Here is an 18917-nt window from a genome sequence, read left to right on the forward strand (position 1 = left end):
GGCTCACCACCAGGGGGCGGCCCAGCGGATCCGCGTCGCCGCGGCGACCGGGCTCAGCGGTCGGGCGGAGTGTCCGTGTCATGCCGGACCACGTGGCGGCGGACCGAGCGCCAGCGGGAGCGGGTCCGGGCGACAACGTCGTTCCACTGGCGGTGGACCTCGTCGTCGGGGGTGCGCTCGCCGTGGGAGATGCGGGTCAGCTCGTCGCGGATCTCGCGGCCCACCACGGAGGCGCCGACGATGCAGAGCATCACCGCGAAGAGGGCCGAGATCATCGCGAAGACGGCGCCGACGACGCCGTAGCGCTGGGCCGAGGCGTTGAAGAGGTGGGGGAGGTAGAGGGTGGCGCCCACGGAGTAGGCCCCGATGGCCACGGCGCCGGTGACCCCGAAGGGGACCAGGTCCCGCCAGGCGACCCGGCGGGCGGACAGCAGGACGCCGGTCCAGACGAGGAAGACCGCGGTCACCGGCAACTCGACCGCCACGCTCAGCAGATGCGCCCGGCTCTCGCTCGGCAGCGCCTGGATCAGGGCGCTCACCGCCACGTAGCAGGCGCCGGAGAGCAGCCAGCCCAGACCGTTGCGGGTGTTGCGCACACTGAGGGACCTCAGCTCCCAGGTCTGCTCGAACAGGCGTTGCAGGACTCGGGTGAAGCTCAGCGCCGAGACCGCGAGGAACAGCACGCCGAGGACACTGACGTTCGCCTTCTCCTGCTCGGGCGCAAAGAGCGCGTCGACCGCCGCGGCGCCCTCGCCCGTCAGGCCGTACCGCGTGATCAGCCGCCGTGCCACGTCGTACGATCCGACGCTGGTCACCACCGCCGCGCCCAGGATCACCAGCGGCACCAGCGCGGTCAGGGCGCTGGAGGCGAGGGCCATGGAGCGGTCGAAGCCCGCGACCCGCTGGAAGCGGCCCAGCACCCGCAGCGTGAACGCAGGACGCAGCCAGAAGGTGAGGGTCCTGAGCAGGCGCCGGCCACGGTTCTCCGCCGTCGTACCCTCCGGGGCAGCGTTCAGAAGGGGGCAAAGTCAGCAAAAGGGAGAGTAGCCGTCCGTGGCCGTCCCGCTGCCGGCCGACACGGCGGGAACCTCACGGCGCCGCGGCACGTACTCTTGAGAGAAGTACGACCGCTCTCACGAAGGATCAGGACACTGGGCAAGCGACAGCCCGAAGGCCCGCCGCCCGCACCCGCGGTGCAGCGCATCCGACTGCGCTACACCAAGCGCGGCCGCCTGAGGTTCACCAGCCACCGAGACTTCCAGCGCGCCTTCGAGCGTGCGCTGCGCCGCGCCGAGGTGCCCATGGCGTACTCGGCCGGATTCACGCCGCACCCGAAGGTGTCGTATGCCAATGCCGCACCCACCGGCACCGGCAGTGAGGCGGAGTACCTGGAGATCGCGCTCACCGCGCCGCGCGACCCCGAGAAACTGCGCGTCCTCCTCGACGAGTCGCTGCCCGCCGGGCTCGACATCGTCGACGCGGTCGAGGCGCACACCTCGGGTCTCGCCGACCGGCTGACGGCCTCCGTCTGGGAGCTCAGGCTCGCCGGAGTCGATCCGGCCGACGCCGAGCGCGCGGTCGGGGCCTTCAACGGGGCCGGGTCCGTGGAGGTGCAGCGCATGACCAAGAACGGCGTGCGCACCTTCGACGCCCGCCCGGCCGTGGCGAGCCTTCAGGCGTACGGCGCACCGGCTGATGGGCCGAACGACCAGCCCTGTGCGATACTGCGGCTGGTTGTTCGGCACGTGACGCCTGCCGTACGACCCGACGACGTCCTGTCCGGTCTCCGCGCCGTGGCCGACCTGGCGCCGCCGGTCCCCGCAGCGGTGACCAGGCTGGCGCAGGGGCTGTTCGATGAAGAGACCGGCACGGTGACCGACCCGCTCGCGCCCGACCGCGAGGCAGCCAAGGCCCCCGAGGCCGTACCGGCTGCCGCCGCGACGGCGCAGGCGCCGGAAGGTTCCGCGTAGGACGGACGTCGTAGCGCCGCCCTCGTACTCGGGAGCCACCTGGGTCGGGCAGCGCACCGACCAGAAGACTTTCGCCAGGCCGTACCGACAAGGCGTACGGAACCGGCGAGACAGGACACAGAGTGCTCCCGTGCGGCGCCCGCGCCCCGGACGGCGGCCATCGCGCATCGCGCGGGCCGCGGACGTCACCGGTGGACGGCCCCTTCGGGCCGGTGCCGGAACCAGGCGCGGCGCCCGGGAGCCTGACGGGAGATAAGCCCGCATGCTCGAGCCGACCGAACCCACCGAGGGTTCCGAACTGAACACACCGAGCGACACGCTGCCGCCGCGCAGGCGTCGCCGTGCCGCCTCCCGGCCCGCGGGTCCGCCCGTCGCCGCGGAGGCGCCCGCCGAGGTGACCGTCCCGGCCATAGCGGCCGCGGAGGAGACCGAGGAGGACACCGAGGAGGCGGCGGAGACCGCCGCCGCTGCCCAGGCTTCCCAGGCCGCCCCGCAGGCGACCGAGGAGGCGGGGGAGGCCGCACCCGCCGCCCGTCCGCGCCGCCGTGCCGCGCGCCGCGCCTCGGCGCCCGCCGGCGCCCCCGCCGCAGCCGGGACCGCCGAGTCCGCGGAGACCGTCGCGCCGGCCGCTGCCGCCGGGGTCGCCGAGGGCGGCGAGGTCGTCGTCGGCGAGGAGGCCGCCCCGCGGCGCACCCGCCGTCGGGCCACCCGCAGCGTCGCGACGCCGGGCGCGGAGGCCGAGGCCGCCGCGGAGACCCCGGCCGAGACCGAGGCGCCGGCCGTGACCGAAACCCCCGCGGAGGCCGAGGCACCCGCCGCGCGTCCGCGCCGCCGTACCAGCCGTCGTGCCGCCGCGCCCGCCGCCGAGGTCACCGAGACCGCCGCACCGGCCGCCGAGGCGGACCAGACCCCGGCCGCCGGGGCCGGGACGGCCGAGGAGGAGGCGCCCGCGGCCCGTCCGCGCCGCCGTGCCGCGCGCCGTGCGTCGGCGCCCGCAGGTGCGCCCGCCGCCGCCGAGGTCGCCGAGGCCGTCGAGCAGGCGGAGACCGTCGCACCGGCCGTCGCCGAGGTCGCCCGCCAGACGGAAGCCGTCGCTCAGGAGGCCGCCGAAGAGGCCGCGCCCGCCGCCCGTACCCGTCGCCGGGCCACCCGCCGCGCCACCGCGCCCGCCGGTGCGCCCGAAGCCGCCGAGACCGCCGAGACCGTCGTCCGGGTCACCGCCGAGGACGCTCCCGAGGCCCCGCAGGCCGAGGAGGAGCCCGCGGCCGAGGCCGCCCCCGCCCGTACCCGCCGTCGCGCCACCCGCCGCGCCACCGCCCCCACCGGCACGCCGAAGGCCGCCGAGGATGCGCCGGCCGCGACCGAGCCGACCGCGACCGAGCCGACCGCGACCGAGCAGGCCGTGACCGAGTCGGCCGAGCCCGCCACCGAGGCGCCGATCCCCGCCGAGGACACCGAGGACGCCGCCCCCCGGCGCACCCGCCGCCGCGCCACCCGCCGGGTCACCGCGCCCGAGAGCGCCCCCGCGGAGGCCGCGCACACCCCGGAGGCTCCCGTCACCACGCACACCACCGAGGCCGCCCCCGCCGCGCAGTCCGTGCCGGCCGCCGCCGAGGTGTCCGGGGCCGCCGAGAGCCCCGCGCCGCGCCGGGCCCGGCGCCGGGCCGTCCGCCCCGCCTCCGGCTTCTCCGAGCCCGCGCGCTCCGCCGGCGGCGAGGAGGGCGCACGCCGTCCCGCCCGTCCGGCCGTCGCCGTCTTCCAGGCGCCGGTGTTCGCCGAGCCGCGCTTCCAGACCCCGGAGCGGGCCGCCGCCGAGGCCGCCGCGGAGGCCGCCGAGCCGGTCGAGGCCGAGCAGCCCGCGGAGCCGCAGCGCGAGGAGTTCGCCGAGGAGCGCCCCGAGACCGGTTCCCGCCGTCGTCGCCGCCGCCGCGGCGAGCGGGCCGAGGAGGCCCCGGCCGCCCCGGCCGCCGTCGAGGACGAGGACGAGGACGAGGAGCCGGAGGGCGCCGAGGGCGAGGCCGAGGACGGCGAGGGCTACGAGGAGTCGTCCTCGCGCCGCCGTCGCCGCCGGGGCGGCCGTCGCCGCCGCCGCGGGGACGCCGCCGAGGGCGAGGGCGAGGAGTCCGAGGAACTGGCCGCCGAGCAGGCCGCGCAGGACGCCGAGGACACCGCCGAGCAGGAGGAAGAGGACGCCGAGGAGGCGCACGGCGAGGAGCCGGCCGGCTCCAGCGCCGGCAGCCGTCGCCGTCGTCGCCGCCGTCGCCGCGCCGGGGAGAGCGCCGTGGACGGCGAGCCGTCCGCCGACGACCCGGAGCGTACGGTCGTCAAGGTCCGCGAGCCGCGCAAGCCGAGCGAGCCGTCCGACGAGGTGCAGTCCATCAAGGGCTCGACCCGTCTGGAGGCGAAGAAGCAGCGCCGCCGCGAGGGCCGTGAGCAGGGCCGCCGCCGCGTCCCGATCATCACCGAGGCCGAGTTCCTGGCCCGCCGCGAGGCCGTCGACCGCGTGATGGTCGTCCGCCAGCACGGCGAGCGCACGCAGATCGGCGTCCTCGAGGACAACGTGCTCGTGGAGCACTACGTCAACAAGGAGCAGTCGACGTCGTACGTCGGCAACGTCTACCTCGGCAAGGTGCAGAACGTGCTGCCGTCGATGGAGGCCGCCTTCATCGACATCGGCAAGGGCCGCAACGCCGTGCTGTACGCCGGCGAGGTCAACTTCGGCGCGCTCGGCATGGGCAACGGCCCGCGGCGCATCGAGTCCGCCCTCAAGTCCGGGCAGTCGGTCCTGGTACAGGTCACCAAGGACCCGATCGGGCACAAGGGCGCGCGGCTGACCAGCCAGGTCTCCCTGCCGGGCCGCTACCTCGTGTACGTCCCCGAGGGCTCCATGACCGGCATCAGCCGCAAGCTGCCCGACACCGAGCGGGCCCGGCTGAAGACGATCCTCAAGAAGATCGTCCCCGAGGACGCGGGCGTCATCGTGCGCACCGCCGCCGAGGGCGCGAGCGAGGACGAGCTGCGCCGCGACGTCGAGCGGCTCCAGGCGCAGTGGGAGGACATCCAGAAGAAGGCCAAGAACGGCAACGCCCCGACGCTGCTGTACGGCGAGCCGGACATGACCGTCCGGGTCGTGCGCGACATCTTCAACGAGGACTTCTCCAAGGTCATCGTCAGCGGCGACGACGCCTGGCAGACGATCCACGGGTACGTTTCGCACGTCGCCCCGGACCTCGCGGGCCGCCTGTCGAAGTGGACCTCCGAGGTGGACGTCTTCGCCACCTACCGGATCGACGAGCAGCTCGCCAAGGCGCTGGACCGCAAGGTCTGGCTGCCCAGCGGCGGTTCGCTGGTGATCGACCGGACCGAGGCGATGGTCGTCGTCGACGTCAACACCGGCAAGTTCACCGGCCAGGGCGGCAACCTGGAGGAGACGGTCACCAGGAACAACCTGGAGGCGGCCGAGGAGATCGTGCGCCAGCTTCGGCTGCGCGACCTCGGCGGCATCATCGTGATCGACTTCATCGACATGGTCCTGGAGTCCAACCGCGACCTGGTGCTGCGCCGCCTGCTGGAGTGCCTGGGCCGCGACCGGACGAAGCACCAGGTGGCCGAGGTGACCTCGCTGGGCCTGGTGCAGATGACCCGCAAGCGGGTCGGCCAGGGCCTGCTGGAGTCCTTCTCCGAGACCTGTGTGCACTGCAACGGCCGCGGTGTCATCGTGCACATGGAGCAGCCCGGCTCGGCCGGTGGCGGCGGCAAGCGCAAGAAGCGCGGCCGTGGCGGCGACGCGCAGGAGCAGCCGCACGAGCACGAGCACGTGCACGAGACCGCCGCGGTCGCCGTGGAGAGCGGTGAGGCGGTCGAGCCGGAGATCGAGACGGCCGCCGAGGTGGCCGCCGAGATCGCCGAGCCGGTCGCCCTCACGGCGCCGGAGTTCGCGCCGGACGAGGAGCTGTACAGCAGCGTCGCCGAGGCGGAGGCGGCGGCCGGTCGCGGCCGTACCCGCCGCCGGGCGAGCCGCCGCGCATCGGCCCCGGCCGGCGCGCCGAAGGCGGAGAAGTCCGCCAGGAAGGCCGCCCGGACGAAGGACGCCGAGCAGGCCGCCGCCGAGGACGTCACCGCGGGGGCCGCCGTGCCGACCGCGCAGGACGTCACCGCCGAGGAGGCCGCGGCCCGCCCGGTGCGGCCCGAACCGGCCGCCGAGGCGCTGGCCGAGCCGGTGGCCGCCGAGGACCAGGTGGTCCCCGCCCCCGAGGCCCCGGCCGCCGAGGAGGCGCCGAAGGGCCGTACCCGCCGTCGGGCGACCCGGAAGGTGTCCGCACCGGCCGGTTCCCCCGCGGGTGCCGAGGCCGCCGTGGTGACCGTCGCCGAGACCGCGCCCGCGGCCCCGGTGGCCGAGCCCGCCGCCGAGGAGGCACCGGCGCCCGCCGAGAGCGCCGCGCCGGCCCGTCCGCGCCGCCGTGCGGTACGGCAGGCGGCCGCGCCGACCGCGTCCGAGGAGACGGCCGTCGTGGTCGTCCCCGCTGCCGAGTCCCCCGCCGCGGAGGCTCCCGTCGCGGAAGCCCCCGCCGAGGAGGCCGCCGCCGAGGAGGCTCCGGCCAAGAAGACCGCCCGCAAGGCGGCCAAGAAGACCACGGCGAAGAAGGCGGCCACCAAGAAGACGGCGGCGAAGAAGACCGCCGCCAAGAAGACCGCCGCGAAGAAGACGACGGCCAAGAAGGCAGCCGCCACGAAGAAGACGGCAGCCAAGAAGACCGCCGCGGCCCCGGAGTCGGCCTCCGTCGACTGATCCGGTCACCGGCACATCTGGGTGCGGTCCTGTCCGCGAGGAGAGGGCCGCACCCGCATTTTCAGCGGGCCGGGGCACCGCGCCCTGTGCCCGCGCCCCGAACCGAAGGAGAGAACCGCGATGATAGGCCTCGTGCTGGCGGCCGGCGCCGGACGGCGACTGCGCCCCTACACGGACACCCTGCCCAAGGCCCTGGTGCCGGTCGGCGCGGAGGAGGGGCCCGAGCCGGTCTCCGTCCTGGACCTGACCCTCGGCAACTTCGCCCGGATCGGTCTGACCGAGGTCGCGGTCATCGTCGGCTACCGCAAGGAGGCCGTCTACGCCCGCCAGGCCGAGTTCGAGGAGAAGTACGGCCTGAAGCTGACGCTCATCGACAACGACAAGGCCGAGGAGTGGAACAACGCCTACTCCCTGTGGTGCGGCCGGGACGCGCTCAAGGACGGCGTGATCCTCGCCAACGGCGACACCGTGCACCCGGTCTCCGTCGAGGAGACGCTGCTGGCCGCGCGCGGTGACGGCAAGAAGATCATCCTCGCGCTCGACACCGTGAAGTCGCTGGCGGACGAGGAGATGAAGGTCGTCGTCGACCCCGAGAAGGGGATGACGAGGATCACCAAGCTGATGGACCCGGCCGAGGCGACCGGCGAGTACATCGGCGTCACCCTGATCGAGGGCGACGCGGCCGGGGAGCTGGCCGACGCCCTGCGCGCGACCTTCGAGCGCGACCCGCAGCTGTACTACGAGGACGGCTACCAGGAGCTGGTCGACCGCGGCTTCCGGATCGACGTGGCGCCCATCGGCGACGTCGACTGGGTCGAGATCGACAACCACGAGGACCTCGCCCGCGGGCGGGAGATCGCATGCCGGTACTGACCCGGCTGTTCCCCTCGCCGATCGTCATGGACATCCGCGCGGGTGCCCTCGACGATCTGGCGGCCGTGCTCGCCGACCAGCGCATCTCGGACTCCGGGCGGCTCGCCGTCGCCGTCAGCCGCGGCTACGGCGCCCAGCTGCGCGAACGGCTCGCACCGGCGCTGCCCGCCGCCGCCTGGTTCGAGGTGGGCGGCGGCACCCTGGACGAGGCGGTCGACCTGGCCGACCGGATGAAGCCCGGCGACTTCGACGCGGTCGTGGGCATCGGCGGCGGCAAGATCATCGACTGCGCCAAGTACTCCGCGGCGCGCATCGGCCTGCCCCTGGTCGTCGTACCGACGAACCTCTCGCACGACGGCATCTGCTCGCCCGTGTCCAACCTGGACAACGACGCGGGGCGCGGCTCCTACGGAGTGCCCGCGCCCGTCGCCCTGTTCATCGACCTGGACGTGATCCGCGAGGCCCCGCTGCGCTTCGTGCGCTCCGGGATCGGCGACGCCCTGTCCAACATCTCCGCGGTCGCGGACTGGGAGCTGGACCACCGGGTCAACGGCGAGAAGATCGACGGTCTGGCCGCCGCCATGGCCCGCCAGGCCGGCGAGGCGGTGCTGCGGCACCCCGGCGGCTGCGGCGACGACGGATTTCTCACCGTGCTGTCCGAGGGGCTGGTGCTCACCGGCATCGCCATGTCGATAGCCGGGCACACCCGGCCCTCCTCGGGCGCCTGCCATGAGATCAGTCACGCGCTGGACCTGCTCCACCCGCGCCGGGCCGCCGCGCACGGCGAACAGGTGGGTCTCGGCGCCGCGTTCGCCATGTACCTGCGCGGCGACCACGACGGCTCCCGGCTGATCGTGGAGTGCCTGCGCCGGCACGGGCTGCCCGTGCTGGCCGAGGAGATCGGCTTCAGCGACGAGGAGTTCGTCCGGGCCGTGGAGTTCGCGCCGGAGACCCGGCCGGGCCGCTACACCATCCTGGAGCACCTCGGCCTGTCCGCCGAGCAGATCGCGGAGGCGTACGCCGGGTACGCCGCCGCTGCCGGGCGCCCAGTTTGACCTCTACGGCCCCGGCCCGTAACCTTGACCGTCGGCGTGTCATCGAGCCCGCCACATCCCCGTAAACCTGTTCCTCCCGGACGCTAGGCCGGCCGGGAGAGGTCGCCCATGCGTATGCCGGGCGGCTGGCCTGCGGGGGTGCCGTTTCTTCGAGCGAAAGAGAGATCCGCGTGTACGCCATCGTGCGCAGCGGTGGTCGCCAGCACAAGGTTGCTGTCGGCGACATCGTTGAGGTTGACAAGATTTCCACTGCCAAGGTTGGCGACACGGTCGAGCTCTCGACCCTGCTCGTTGTCGACGGCGACGCTGTGACCAGCGACCCGTGGGTGCTGGCCGGCATCAAGGTCCAGGCCGAGGTCGTGGACCACCACAAGGGCCAGAAGATCGACATTCTGCGCTACAAGAACAAGACCGGCTACCGCCGTCGGCAGGGCCACCGCCAGCAGTACACGGCGATCAAGGTCACGTCGATCCCCACGGCTGCGAAGTAAGGGACTGAGAAGACATGGCACACAAGAAGGGCGCATCGTCCACCCGGAACGGTCGCGACTCCAATGCCCAGCGGCTCGGCGTGAAGCGCTTCGGCGGTCAGGTCGTCAACGCTGGTGAGATCCTGGTCCGCCAGCGCGGCACCCACTTCCACCCCGGCGCCGGCGTCGGCCGTGGCGGCGACGACACCCTGTTCGCCCTGCTGCCGGGCGCGGTGGAGTTCGGTACCCACCGTGGCCGCAAGGTCGTGAACATCGTTCCGGTCGCCTGAATCAGCTGATTCGGCACCGAGCGTTTCGCGAGGCGGACCTCACTTCCCGGTCGGGAAGGCGGGTCCGCCTTTCGCGTGTTAGTACCTAGACATACCCGTACTTTCTGGAGGCACTGAACCATGACCACCTTCGTGGACCGCGTCGAACTGCATGTCGCCGCGGGTAACGGAGGCCACGGCTGTGCCTCCGTCCACCGCGAGAAGTTCAAGCCGCTGGGCGGCCCGGACGGCGGTAACGGCGGGCGTGGCGGTGACGTCATCCTGACCGTGGAGCAGTCGGTCACCACGCTGCTCGACTACCACCACTCCCCGCACCGCAAGGCCACCAACGGCAAGCCCGGCGAGGGCGGCAACCGCTCCGGCAAGGACGGCGAGGACCTGATCCTGCCGGTCCCGGACGGCACCGTGGTGCTCGACAAGGCGGGCAACGTCCTCGCCGACCTGGTCGGGCAGGGAACGTCGTACGTCGCCGCACAGGGCGGCCGTGGCGGGCTCGGCAACGCGGCACTGGCCTCGGCCCGCCGCAAGGCGCCCGGTTTCGCGCTGCTCGGCGTGCCCGGAGACCTCCAGGACATCGTCCTGGAGCTGAAGACCGTCGCCGATGTGGCGCTGGTCGGCTACCCGAGCGCCGGCAAGTCCTCGCTGATCTCCGTGCTCAGCGCCGCCAAGCCGAAGATCGCGGACTACCCGTTCACCACCCTGGTGCCCAACCTCGGTGTGGTGACCGCCGGTTCGACCGTCTACACCATCGCCGACGTGCCGGGACTGATTCCGGGCGCCAGCCAGGGCAAGGGCCTGGGCCTGGAGTTCCTGCGGCACGTGGAGCGGTGCAGCGTGCTGGTGCACGTCCTGGACACCGCGACCCTGGAGTCCGACCGCGACCCGCTCTCCGACCTCGACATCATCGAGGAGGAGCTGCGGCAGTACGGCGGTCTGGAGAACCGGCCCCGGATCGTCGTCCTGAACAAGATCGACGTGCCCGACGGCAAGGACCTCGCCGAGATGGTCCGCCCCGACCTGGAGGCCCGCGGCTACCGCGTCTTCGAGGTGTCGGCCGTGGCCCACATCGGCCTGCGCGAGCTGTCCTTCGCCCTCGGCGACCTGGTCGGCAAGGCGCGTGCCGCCAAGCCCAGGGAAGAGGCCACGCGGATCGTCATCCGGCCCAAGGCCGTGGACGACGCCGGGTTCACCGTCACCCGTGAGGAGATCGGCGGGGAGCCGCTGTTCCGGGTGCGCGGCGAGAAGCCGGAACGCTGGGTGCGCCAGACCGACTTCAACAACGACGAGGCCGTCGGCTACCTCGCCGACCGGCTCAACCGCCTCGGTGTCGAGGAGCAGCTGATGAAGGCGGGCGCCCGCGGCGGCGACGGCGTCGCCATCGGCCCCGAGGAGAACGCGGTCGTCTTCGACTGGGAGCCGTCGGTCACGGCGGGCGCCGAGATGCTCGGCCGCCGCGGCGAGGACCACCGTTTCGAGGCACCCCGGCCCGCGGCCCAGCGCCGCCGGGACAAGGAGGCCGAACGGGACGAGGCCGGCCGGGAGTTCGACGACTTCGAGCCGTTCTGAGCAGAGCGGAGCCGGTGAGAAAGGGCGGGCCCGGAGGAGAGATCCTCCGGGCCCGCCCTCTGTCGTGTCCGCCGTGCCGGACGTCCTGCCGTGCCCGCCGGGCCGGCGGTCAGTCCTCGGCCAGCTCCTGGCCGACGTAACTGCGGAGCCAGGTCCGGAACTCCGGGCCCAGGTCTTCACGTTCGCATGCGAGCCGCACGATGGCACGCAGGTAGTCGCCGCGGTCGCCGGTGTCGTAGCGGCGCCCGCGGAAGACGACGCCGTGCACGGGGCCGCCGAGCTTCTCGTCGGCGGCGAGCTGCTGGAGCGCGTCGGTCAGCTGGATCTCGCCGCCGCGGCCCGGCTCCGTCTTGCGCAGGACGTCGAAGATCTCCGGCGCGAGCACGTAGCGGCCGATGATCGCGTAGTTCGACGGTGCCTCGGCCGGATCGGGCTTCTCGACCAGGCCGGTGATCCCGACGACGTCGCCCTCGCCGGTGGCGTCCACGGCGGCGCAGCCGTAGAGGTGGATCTGCTCGGGCGCGACCTCCATGAGGGCGATCACGCTGCCGCCGTGCCGCTCCTGGACCTCGATCATGCGCTGGAGCAGGGGGTCGCGGGGGTCGATCAGGTCGTCGCCGAGCAGGACGGCGAAGGGCTCGTCGCCGACGTGCGGGGCGGCGCACAGCACGGCGTGGCCGAGGCCCCTGGGGTCGCCCTGGCGGACGTAGTGCATGGTCGCCAGGTCGCTGGACTCCTGCACCCTGGCCAGGCGGCCCGCGTCGCCCTTCTTCTGGAGGGCGGATTCCAGCTCGTAGTTGCGGTCGAAGTGGTCCTCCAGGGGACGCTTGTTCCGACCGGTGACCATGAGGACGTCGTCGAGCCCCGCGGACACGGCCTCCTCGACCACGTACTGGATCGCGGGCTTGTCGACGACCGGAAGCATCTCCTTGGGAGTCGCCTTGGTCGCCGGCAGGAACCGGGTACCGAGACCCGCCGCCGGAATGACCGCCTTGGAAATGGTGGGGCGGGAAGCCATCAGGTGTTCGTCTCTCTCGTTGTGCACGGCGGGCGCCGGCGCGGCCGGGTGCGGCCGCGGCCGGGTCAGGCGTCGATGAGGCCGTGCTCGCCGGTGGGCTGCCGCGGGATGCGGGCCTGGGCGAGGGCTCCCGGCGCGGGCGCGGGCGTCCGCTCGTCCAGCGGGATCACCGCGGGGGTGGTCTCCTGCTGGCCGAGGAACAGCCGGCGCACCACGCGCTCGGCCGCGTTTCCGTCGTCGAACTGCACGAAGCGCGCACGGAACGCGGCGCGCAGCTCGGCGGCCCTGGCGTCGTTCCAGGCACCGGAGCGGAAGACCTCGATCAGCTGGTCCTCGTCGGTCGCGGTGGCACCCGGCGTCTCGCCCGGCTGGCCGGAGAGGATGTCGAAGTAGACACCGCGGGCCTTGCGGTAGACCTCCCAGTCGTCCGCGTAGGTGACGATCGGGCGGTCCAGGCACGCGTAGTCGAACATGATGGACGAGTAGTCCGTGATCAGCGCGTCGGCGGCCAGGCAGAGGTCCTCCACCACCGGGTACGTCGACACGTCCTTGATCAGACCGCGCTCCTGGAGGGCCTCCAGGCGGGGGTCGGCACCGTAGAAGTAGTGGGTGCGCACCAGGACGACGAAGTCCGGGCCGAGCTCGGAGCAGAAGCGCTCCAGGTCGATGCGGGGGACGTAGCCCTTCTGGTAGTCGCGCACGGTCGGGCAGTACAGGATGGCCTTCTTGCCGTCCTCGATGCCCAGCTCGCGGCGGATGCGCAGGACGTCGTCACCGTCGGTGCGGAAGTAGACGTCGTTGCGCGGGTAGCCGAACTCGATCGCCTCGAACGCGCAGGGGTAGACCCGCTCCCAGTTCTCCGTGGAGTGCTGGTTGGAGGTGAGGCTGAGGTCCCACTTGTCGGCCCGCTCCAGCATCTTGGCGAAGCTCATGTTCTTCGCCGCCGCCGGGTACTTCTGCTGGTCGATGCCCATCTGCTTCAGCGGGGTGCCGTGATGGGTCTGGAGGAAGACCTGCTCGGGGCGCTTGACGATGTTGTTCGGGAAGTTGACGTTGTTGACGAGGTACTTGGCGCGGGCCATGACCTCCCAGTAACGCGGCGAGTTGGCCACCACGTAGTCGACGCCCGCGGGGACCTTGTCCACCATGTCGCGGCGCACGACCCACACCCCGTGCACATTCGGGGCGAGTTCCTTGGCCTTGTAGTAGATGGCCGCGGGGTTGCAGGCGACACCGCGGTTCCAGTAGGCCGCGTAGACCGCGAGGTTCTCGTCCACCGGGCGGCGCAGGTGCAGCCGGTACAGCCGGTCGTAGGCGGTCTTGCCGAGCTTGGTCTTGACCTTGGTGGCCCGCTGGATCACCTGGCGGCGGGTGTTGCCGGCGGCGGTCACCGCGGCGTAGGCCGTGTAGGAGCCGCGCTCCAGCAGCTGGAACCGGACGCCCTGGGAGCCCTCCGGGAGCACGAAGCCCTTGGGCTTGTAACGCTTGTACGAGGCTGCCGCGAGCTTGAAGAACTCCGCGCGGTCCTTGGGGACGATGCGGTCCTCGCGGGCCAGCGTGAACAGGTAGTGGCTCGCCGCGCGCTCGAACAGCAGGGGGCGCACCGACTCCGCCTCCGGGTGCTCGTCGAGGAACTCGAAGAGGCGGGCGTACTGCTGGAAGATGCCGAAGTGCTTGCGGCCGGGCGTGCGCATCGAGTTGCCCTGGCGGCGCTGGCGGTACTCGACGCAGACGTGGTCGGTGGCGGCGATGCGCTTGGCGGTCAGCATGGTCTTGTAGACCATGAGCGCGTCTTCGTAAATGCCGTCGGTGAAGATGAAGTTGTTGCCGACGTAGAACTCGCGGCGGTAGGCGCGGTTCCACACGACGGCGAACATGGTGAGGAAATCGGGCCGTTCGAGGGCCGTGAAGACGTCCGTGCCCGCGCTCGCCAGGAGTTCACCGGCCGCGCTCGCCTGGACCCGGTTGTTCCAGTACGTGCGGACGTGGTTGAGCAGCAGGATGTCCGGGTCGCCCGTGACCTCCAGGCGGTCGGCGATCGCCTGGAGCGCGCCGTCGGCCAGGGTGTCGTCGCTGTCCAGGAAGAGGATGTACTCGCCGCGGGACTTCAGCGCCCCGGCGTCGCGCGCCTTTCCGATGCCCCGGTTCTCCTCGAAGTGCACGGGTATGACACGGCTGTCGAGGGCGGCGTATTCATCGAGTATCTTCCCGCACGAGTCGGGGGAATGGTCGTCGATGGCGACGATCTCGAAGTCCTCGAAGGACTGGGACAGAATGGAGTCCAAGCACGCGCGCAGATATCCCTGGACTTTGTAGACAGGGACGACAACGCTTATTTTCGGCGAAGCGTTTCCATTCGCTACGGGCATGCTTGGGGCTCCTGGACTGTCGGTCAGACTCTCAACCGCCTCCCGCTGCCGGTGCGGCGAGGGAGGCGAGAGGCACAAGGAGTGCGAGGTTAAGGGGCGTTTAACCCTACCCTAACGTGCCCTGCCGGATGGTCTCACCGTACGACCGCACGGGCCCCGCCAGCGCGGGTGTGGCGTGACTCACGGGCGCACGCGAAAGGGCTCCCGCGTGGCCGGATCCGGCGGCGGGGCCGGATGGCGTCGGCGCGCGCCAGTGGCCGCCCGACCGGGTAAGACAAGGTGAGGCCACGGTGAGAAACGGCGCCTTCGGCGGAGCGAACCGGACGATCCGGTCAACTCGTCCCGCGCCGTGGCCGCCGGGTTCCGTGGTGCGGACGGTGTGTGTCCCGGCCCCTGGATTCGCGCCGGATGTGGTGGATCCGACATGGATCGGCACACCGCGCGCACACCCGGCGCCCGGCGGCATCGGCGGATGCGTCGGCGGACGGCATCGCGGGCGCCGGCCGCGACTGCGGCGGTGGTAGCGGCGGCGTGCGGGAATTCTCTCCGGGAGCCGGAAAAGAGGCCGGAAAGGGGAAAGCGCCGCTCCTGTCCAGAATTACGGACGAATTGCGAATCCGTGGAGCGAAGGGCCGCGCGGACCTCGTTTCCCGCAGGCTCCCTGTCGCCGGGCGCCGCGGGTTCCCCCTGGCCGGGCGCAGCCGGTACCCCTCGCCGGCCGGGCTGCGGCGGTCCGGCGTCCGGCCGGCGAAACCGGAGCGCGCCGGAGGTCCCCGGTCGCGTACATTGCGCAGCACGAGGCCGGTACACGGGCGAAAGGGACGGCGGGCAAGGTGGCAAGCGCGAGGCAGGCCGTGGGCTCGGCCCGCAGGATCGTCGTCAAGGTGGGTTCCTCCTCCCTGACCAGCGCGGCGGGCGGCCTGGACGCCGACCGCGTGGACGCCCTGGTGGACGTGCTGGCCAAGAGCCGGGGCAGCGGCGACCGGGAGGTCGTCCTCGTCTCCTCCGGCGCCATCGCCGCCGGACTCGCGCCGCTCGGGCTGCGCCGCCGGCCCCGCGACCTCGCCCGGCAGCAGGCCGCCGCCAGCGTCGGACAGGGGCTGCTGGTGGCCCGCTACACCGCCTCCTTCGCCCGCTACGGCGTCCGCGTCGGCCAAGTCCTGCTCACCAGCGACGACATGAGCCGCCGCGCCCACCACCGCAACGCCTCGCGCACCCTGGACAAGCTGCTCGCGATGGGCGCCCTGCCGATCGTCAACGAGAACGACACCGTCGCCACCGACGAGATCCGCTTCGGCGACAACGACCGGCTCGCCGCCCTCGTCGCCCACCTCGTCCACGCCGACCTGCTCGTCCTCCTCTCCGACGTCGACGGCGTCTACGACGGGGACCCCAGCAGGCCCGGCACCTCCCGGATAGCGGAGGTCCGCGGCCCCGCGGACCTCGCGGGTGTCGAGATCGGCAGCGCGGGCAAGGCGGGCGTCGGCACCGGCGGCATGGTGACCAAGGTGGAGGCCGCCCGGATCGCCGCCGCCGCCGGCATCCCGGTGGTGCTGACCTCCGCCGTGCACGCGGCGGACGCCCTCGCCGGCGGTGACACCGGCACGTACTTCCACCCCACCGGCAAGCGCTCCGCCGACCGGCTGCTCTGGCTCCAGCACGCCTCCACCCCGCAGGGCGCGCTCACCCTGGACGACGGCGCCGTGGAGGCGGTCGTGCGGGGCCGCAAGTCGCTGCTGCCCGCCGGGATCGCCGCCGTCGAGGGCGAGTTCAGCGCGGGCGACCCGGTGGAGCTGCGGGACGCCGCCGGCCGCGCGGTGGCGCGGGGGCTCGTCAGCTTCGACGCCAAGGAGATCCCCCGGCTGATCGGGCGTTCGACCCACGAACTGGCGCGCGAACTGGGCCCGGCGTACGAACGCGAGGTCGTACACAGGGACGACCTGGTGCTCCTGCACGGGTGACACTCGTACAGCGGGGCGCACGCCAGGGCCTCCGGTGGGGGACGTTCCGTAAAACCGCCCCGCGAAGCCTTACGGCCTGCTCAACTTTGTGTGCGAGACATGTTTCCGAGCACTTGGGTGAAGGAGGCCGTCGTGAGACGAGTGCGCCCTGGGGGTACCACCCGAGGTGCCCTGACGAGCGTCGCGGCCGGGGACACCTACGGGGAACCCAGGGATCTGCCCCGGCTGTGGCACGTCACGCTCAGCGTGGCCGGCAAGAGCGTCCCCCTCACGGAGCTGCGCCGGTCCCTGGAACAGCTGGCTCACGACCACCCCTTCCTGCTGACCAGCAGATACGCGAGCGACCACGCCGAGATCCGGTACTGGGAAGAGGCCCGCGACCTGCATGACGCGGCGGCCGTCGCACTGCGCCTGTGGGGTGAGCACCGGCTCAGTGCCGGGCTGCCCCCGTGGGAGATCGTCGGCCTGGAGGTCATCGACCGCGAGACGTACCACCAGCGCATCGCGGAGGGGTACGGGCCGCCGCCCGCGACCCCCGTAGGGGTCCACCCCTTCTGACCCTTGCCCGAGGTCGCGTCTCGGGGTGTGAAACGTGCGCGGAAGCGCTCCGCGCCGCGCACTACGCTTCCCCCATGACCACGCTCTCGCCGTACGACTCGATGTCCCCGGTCAGCCAGGCCGCCTACCGGGCCAGGGCGGCCGCCGCCGGCCTCGCGCCGCTGCCGCGCGCCGTGAAGGACGACGCGCTGCTGGCGATCGCCGACGCCCTGGAGGTACGCGCCGGGGATGTCATCGAGGCCAACGCCGAGGACGTGGCAAGGGCCCGCGAGAGCGGCACCAGCGAGGCCATCGTGGACCGGCTCACCCTCACCCCCGAGCGGGTCCGGGCCATCGCCGCCGACGTCCGCGACGTGGCGGGGCTGCCCGACCCGGTCGGCGAGGTGGTCCGCGGCTCCACCCTGCCCAACGGCATCGACCTGCGCCAGGTCCGCGTCCCGCTCGGCGTCGTCGGCATCGTCTACGAGGCCCGGCCCAATGTCACCGTGGACGCCGCCGCCCTCTGCCTGAAGTCCGGCAACGCCGTCCTGCTGCGCGGCTCCGCCTCCGCCTACGCCTCCAACACCGCCCTCGTCCGGGTGATCCGGGACGCGGTCGGCGGCGCCGGGCTGCCCGCCGACGCCGTACAGCTGGTGCCGGGGGAGGGCCGGGAGTCCGTGCGCGAGCTGATGCGCGCCCGCGGCCTGGTCGACGTCCTCATCCCGCGCGGCGGCGCCTCCCTGATCAGGACCGTGGTGAACGAGTCCACCGTCCCCGTCATCGAGACCGGCACCGGCAACTGCCACGTCTACGTCGACGCGCAGGCCGACATCGACATGGCGATCGACATCCTCGTCAACTCCAAGGCCCAGCGGGTCAGCGTGTGCAACGCGGCCGAGACGCTGCTGGTCCACCAGGACATCGCCGCCGAGTTCCTGCCGCGCGCCCTGGACGCCCTCGCCGACGCCGGCGTCACCGTGCACGCCGACGAGCGGGTCATGGCCCACGCCAAGGACTCCAGGGCCACCGTGGTCGAGGCGACCCCGGAGGACTGGGAGACCGAGTACCTGTCGTACGACATCGCCGCCGCCGTCGTGGACTCCCTCGACAAGGCCGTCGAGCACATCCGGCTGTGGACCTCCGGGCACACCGAGGCGATCGTCACCACCTCGCAGCAGGCCGCCCGCCGGTTCACCCAGTTGGTCGACTCGACCACGGTCGCCGTGAACGCCTCCACCCGGTTCACCGACGGCGGTCAGTTCGGCTTCGGCGCGGAGATCGGCATCTCCACCCAGAAGCTGCACGCCCGTGGCCCGATGGGCCTGCCGGAGCTGACCAGCACCAAGTACATCGTCACCGGCGACGGGCACGTCCGCCGCTGACCCCCGGTGGTTCCGGGCGTCTCGACAGGTGGATGAATTTCCATACCGTCTGCCCAAATTGATCCCTCAGGTCTACTCTGGACGCGTGCCGGAGGACGTGGGGGGCACGCCGTTCCCTGACGGCTGGGAGCCCGACGACGACCACGACCGCGGGGTGTCGGACGAAGAGTTCGCCTCCGTGGTCTTCGACGAGGACTTCGTACGGGCGGCCACGGTCCATGAGCCGACCGCCGTCGAACGCCTCCTCGCCGCCGCGGAGGCCAGAGCCGAGGCATCCGAGGCGGCCCGCCGCGCCCGCGCCCGGCGCGAGCGCTACGACGACGGGTACGGCGGCGCCGACCTCGGCGAGGACCCGGACGACGACCTCGACGACCTGGACGACGGCTACGCCCTCGACCGGGGCCCCTTCGACGGCCACGGCAAGCAGGCCCGCTGGCACCGGCCGGTGGCCTGGGTGCTCGCCGCGGTGCTGGGCATCGGCATGGTCGCCCTCGCCTTCGCCGCGGTGTACCGGGGCGCTTCCTCGGGTACCCGCGATCAGCTTCCGTCCAGCACGACCGGCCAGAACCAGGCCCCGTCGGCGGCGTCCGCCCGCCCCGCGGTGTCGGCGGTGCCCCACCTGCCCTGAGCGGTCCGG

The 18917-nt window shown here is 72.7% G+C and carries 14 protein-coding genes; 11 read left to right on the forward strand and 3 right to left on the reverse strand.

The window, feature by feature from the left end; all coding sequences use genetic code 11:
• Positions 1-53: 53 nt before the first annotated feature.
• Positions 54-920 carry a YhjD/YihY/BrkB family envelope integrity protein gene (locus ACZ7EC_RS06360; RefSeq protein WP_471058738.1) on the reverse strand — a complete coding sequence of 289 codons (867 nt, stop codon included), beginning with the start codon at positions 918-920 and terminating at the stop codon, positions 54-56.
• Positions 921-1193: 273 nt separating this feature from the next.
• On the opposite strand from ACZ7EC_RS06360, the gene ACZ7EC_RS06365 reads away from it, so the two are divergent.
• The 7 genes from ACZ7EC_RS06365 to obgE all read left to right on the forward strand — a co-directional run bounded on the left by ACZ7EC_RS06365 (position 1194) and on the right by obgE (position 11013).
• The gene (locus tag ACZ7EC_RS06365) at positions 1194-1970 is read left to right on the forward strand and encodes a TIGR03936 family radical SAM-associated protein (RefSeq protein ID WP_471058740.1); all 777 of its coding nucleotides are present in this window, start codon (positions 1194-1196) and stop codon (positions 1968-1970) included.
• Positions 1971-2232: 262 nt separating this feature from the next.
• Positions 2233-6759, forward strand: coding sequence for an Rne/Rng family ribonuclease (locus tag ACZ7EC_RS06370; protein ID WP_471058742.1), 4527 nt, complete (start codon positions 2233-2235; stop codon positions 6757-6759).
• Between the two features lie 120 nt (positions 6760-6879).
• The gene (locus ACZ7EC_RS06375; RefSeq protein ID WP_471058744.1) at positions 6880-7632 is read left to right on the forward strand and encodes a phosphocholine cytidylyltransferase family protein; all 753 of its coding nucleotides are present in this window, start codon (positions 6880-6882) and stop codon (positions 7630-7632) included.
• On the forward strand, positions 7620-8687 hold the full coding sequence (locus ACZ7EC_RS06380) for an iron-containing alcohol dehydrogenase family protein (RefSeq protein ID WP_471058746.1): 1068 nt from the start codon (positions 7620-7622) through the stop codon (positions 8685-8687). Before ACZ7EC_RS06375 ends, ACZ7EC_RS06380 begins: the two co-directional genes overlap by 13 nt.
• 170 nt (positions 8688-8857) lie before the next feature.
• Entirely contained in the window at positions 8858-9178 is a 321-nt protein-coding gene (rplU, locus tag ACZ7EC_RS06385; protein ID WP_009188585.1) for a 50S ribosomal protein L21, read from the forward strand.
• A 14-nt stretch (positions 9179-9192) separates the two neighbouring features.
• Entirely contained in the window at positions 9193-9447 is a 255-nt protein-coding gene (gene rpmA / locus ACZ7EC_RS06390) for a 50S ribosomal protein L27 (RefSeq protein WP_030779398.1), read from the forward strand.
• 120 nt (positions 9448-9567) lie between these two features.
• Complete coding sequence (gene obgE, locus ACZ7EC_RS06395) at positions 9568-11013, forward strand: GTPase ObgE (protein WP_471058749.1); 1446 nt, start codon at positions 9568-9570, stop codon at positions 11011-11013.
• 109 nt (positions 11014-11122) lie between these two features.
• On the opposite strand, the gene galU is transcribed toward obgE, so the two are convergent.
• Complete coding sequence (galU, locus tag ACZ7EC_RS06400) at positions 11123-12031, reverse strand: UTP--glucose-1-phosphate uridylyltransferase GalU (protein ID WP_471058751.1); 909 nt, start codon at positions 12029-12031, stop codon at positions 11123-11125.
• Between the two features lie 65 nt (positions 12032-12096).
• Complete coding sequence (locus ACZ7EC_RS06405) at positions 12097-14316, reverse strand: bifunctional glycosyltransferase/CDP-glycerol:glycerophosphate glycerophosphotransferase (RefSeq protein ID WP_471058753.1); 2220 nt, start codon at positions 14314-14316, stop codon at positions 12097-12099.
• Between the two features lie 938 nt (positions 14317-15254).
• Between ACZ7EC_RS06405 and proB the strand changes: the two genes are divergently transcribed.
• The 4 genes from proB (at position 15255) to ACZ7EC_RS06425 (ending at position 18908) form a co-directional block, all read left to right on the forward strand.
• Positions 15255-16361, forward strand: coding sequence for a glutamate 5-kinase (gene proB / locus ACZ7EC_RS06410; protein ID WP_471059741.1), 1107 nt, complete (start codon positions 15255-15257; stop codon positions 16359-16361).
• A 132-nt stretch (positions 16362-16493) separates the two neighbouring features.
• Positions 16494-16919: a hypothetical protein gene (locus ACZ7EC_RS06415; protein ID WP_471058755.1), complete on the forward strand. Its 426-nt coding sequence runs from the start codon at positions 16494-16496 to the stop codon at positions 16917-16919.
• Positions 16920-16993: 74 nt separating this feature from the next.
• Complete coding sequence (locus ACZ7EC_RS06420) at positions 16994-18280, forward strand: glutamate-5-semialdehyde dehydrogenase (protein WP_471058757.1); 1287 nt, start codon at positions 16994-16996, stop codon at positions 18278-18280.
• 85 nt (positions 18281-18365) lie between these two features.
• The gene (locus ACZ7EC_RS06425; protein ID WP_471058759.1) at positions 18366-18908 is read left to right on the forward strand and encodes an SCO2584 family spore wall biosynthesis protein; all 543 of its coding nucleotides are present in this window, start codon (positions 18366-18368) and stop codon (positions 18906-18908) included.
• Positions 18909-18917: the final 9 nt, after the last annotated feature.

Source organism: Streptomyces sp. NPDC037203 (genome assembly GCF_055605065.1).

What these genes read in the sequence shown, in the direction of transcription:
- ACZ7EC_RS06370 (WP_471058742.1), top strand. Translation starts at nt 2,233, where the DNA reads ATGCTCGAGCCGACCGAACCCACCGAGGGTTCCGAACTGAACACACCG.
- ACZ7EC_RS06420 (WP_471058757.1), top strand. Translation starts at nt 16,994, where the DNA reads ATGACCACGCTCTCGCCGTACGACTCGATGTCCCCGGTCAGCCAGGCC.
- obgE (WP_471058749.1), top strand. Translation starts at nt 9,568, where the DNA reads ATGACCACCTTCGTGGACCGCGTCGAACTGCATGTCGCCGCGGGTAAC.
- rpmA (WP_030779398.1), top strand. Translation starts at nt 9,193, where the DNA reads ATGGCACACAAGAAGGGCGCATCGTCCACCCGGAACGGTCGCGACTCC.
- galU (WP_471058751.1), bottom strand. Translation starts at nt 12,031, where the DNA reads ATGGCTTCCCGCCCCACCATTTCCAAGGCGGTCATTCCGGCGGCGGGT.
- ACZ7EC_RS06375 (WP_471058744.1), top strand. Translation starts at nt 6,880, where the DNA reads ATGATAGGCCTCGTGCTGGCGGCCGGCGCCGGACGGCGACTGCGCCCC.
- ACZ7EC_RS06380 (WP_471058746.1), top strand. Translation starts at nt 7,620, where the DNA reads ATGCCGGTACTGACCCGGCTGTTCCCCTCGCCGATCGTCATGGACATC.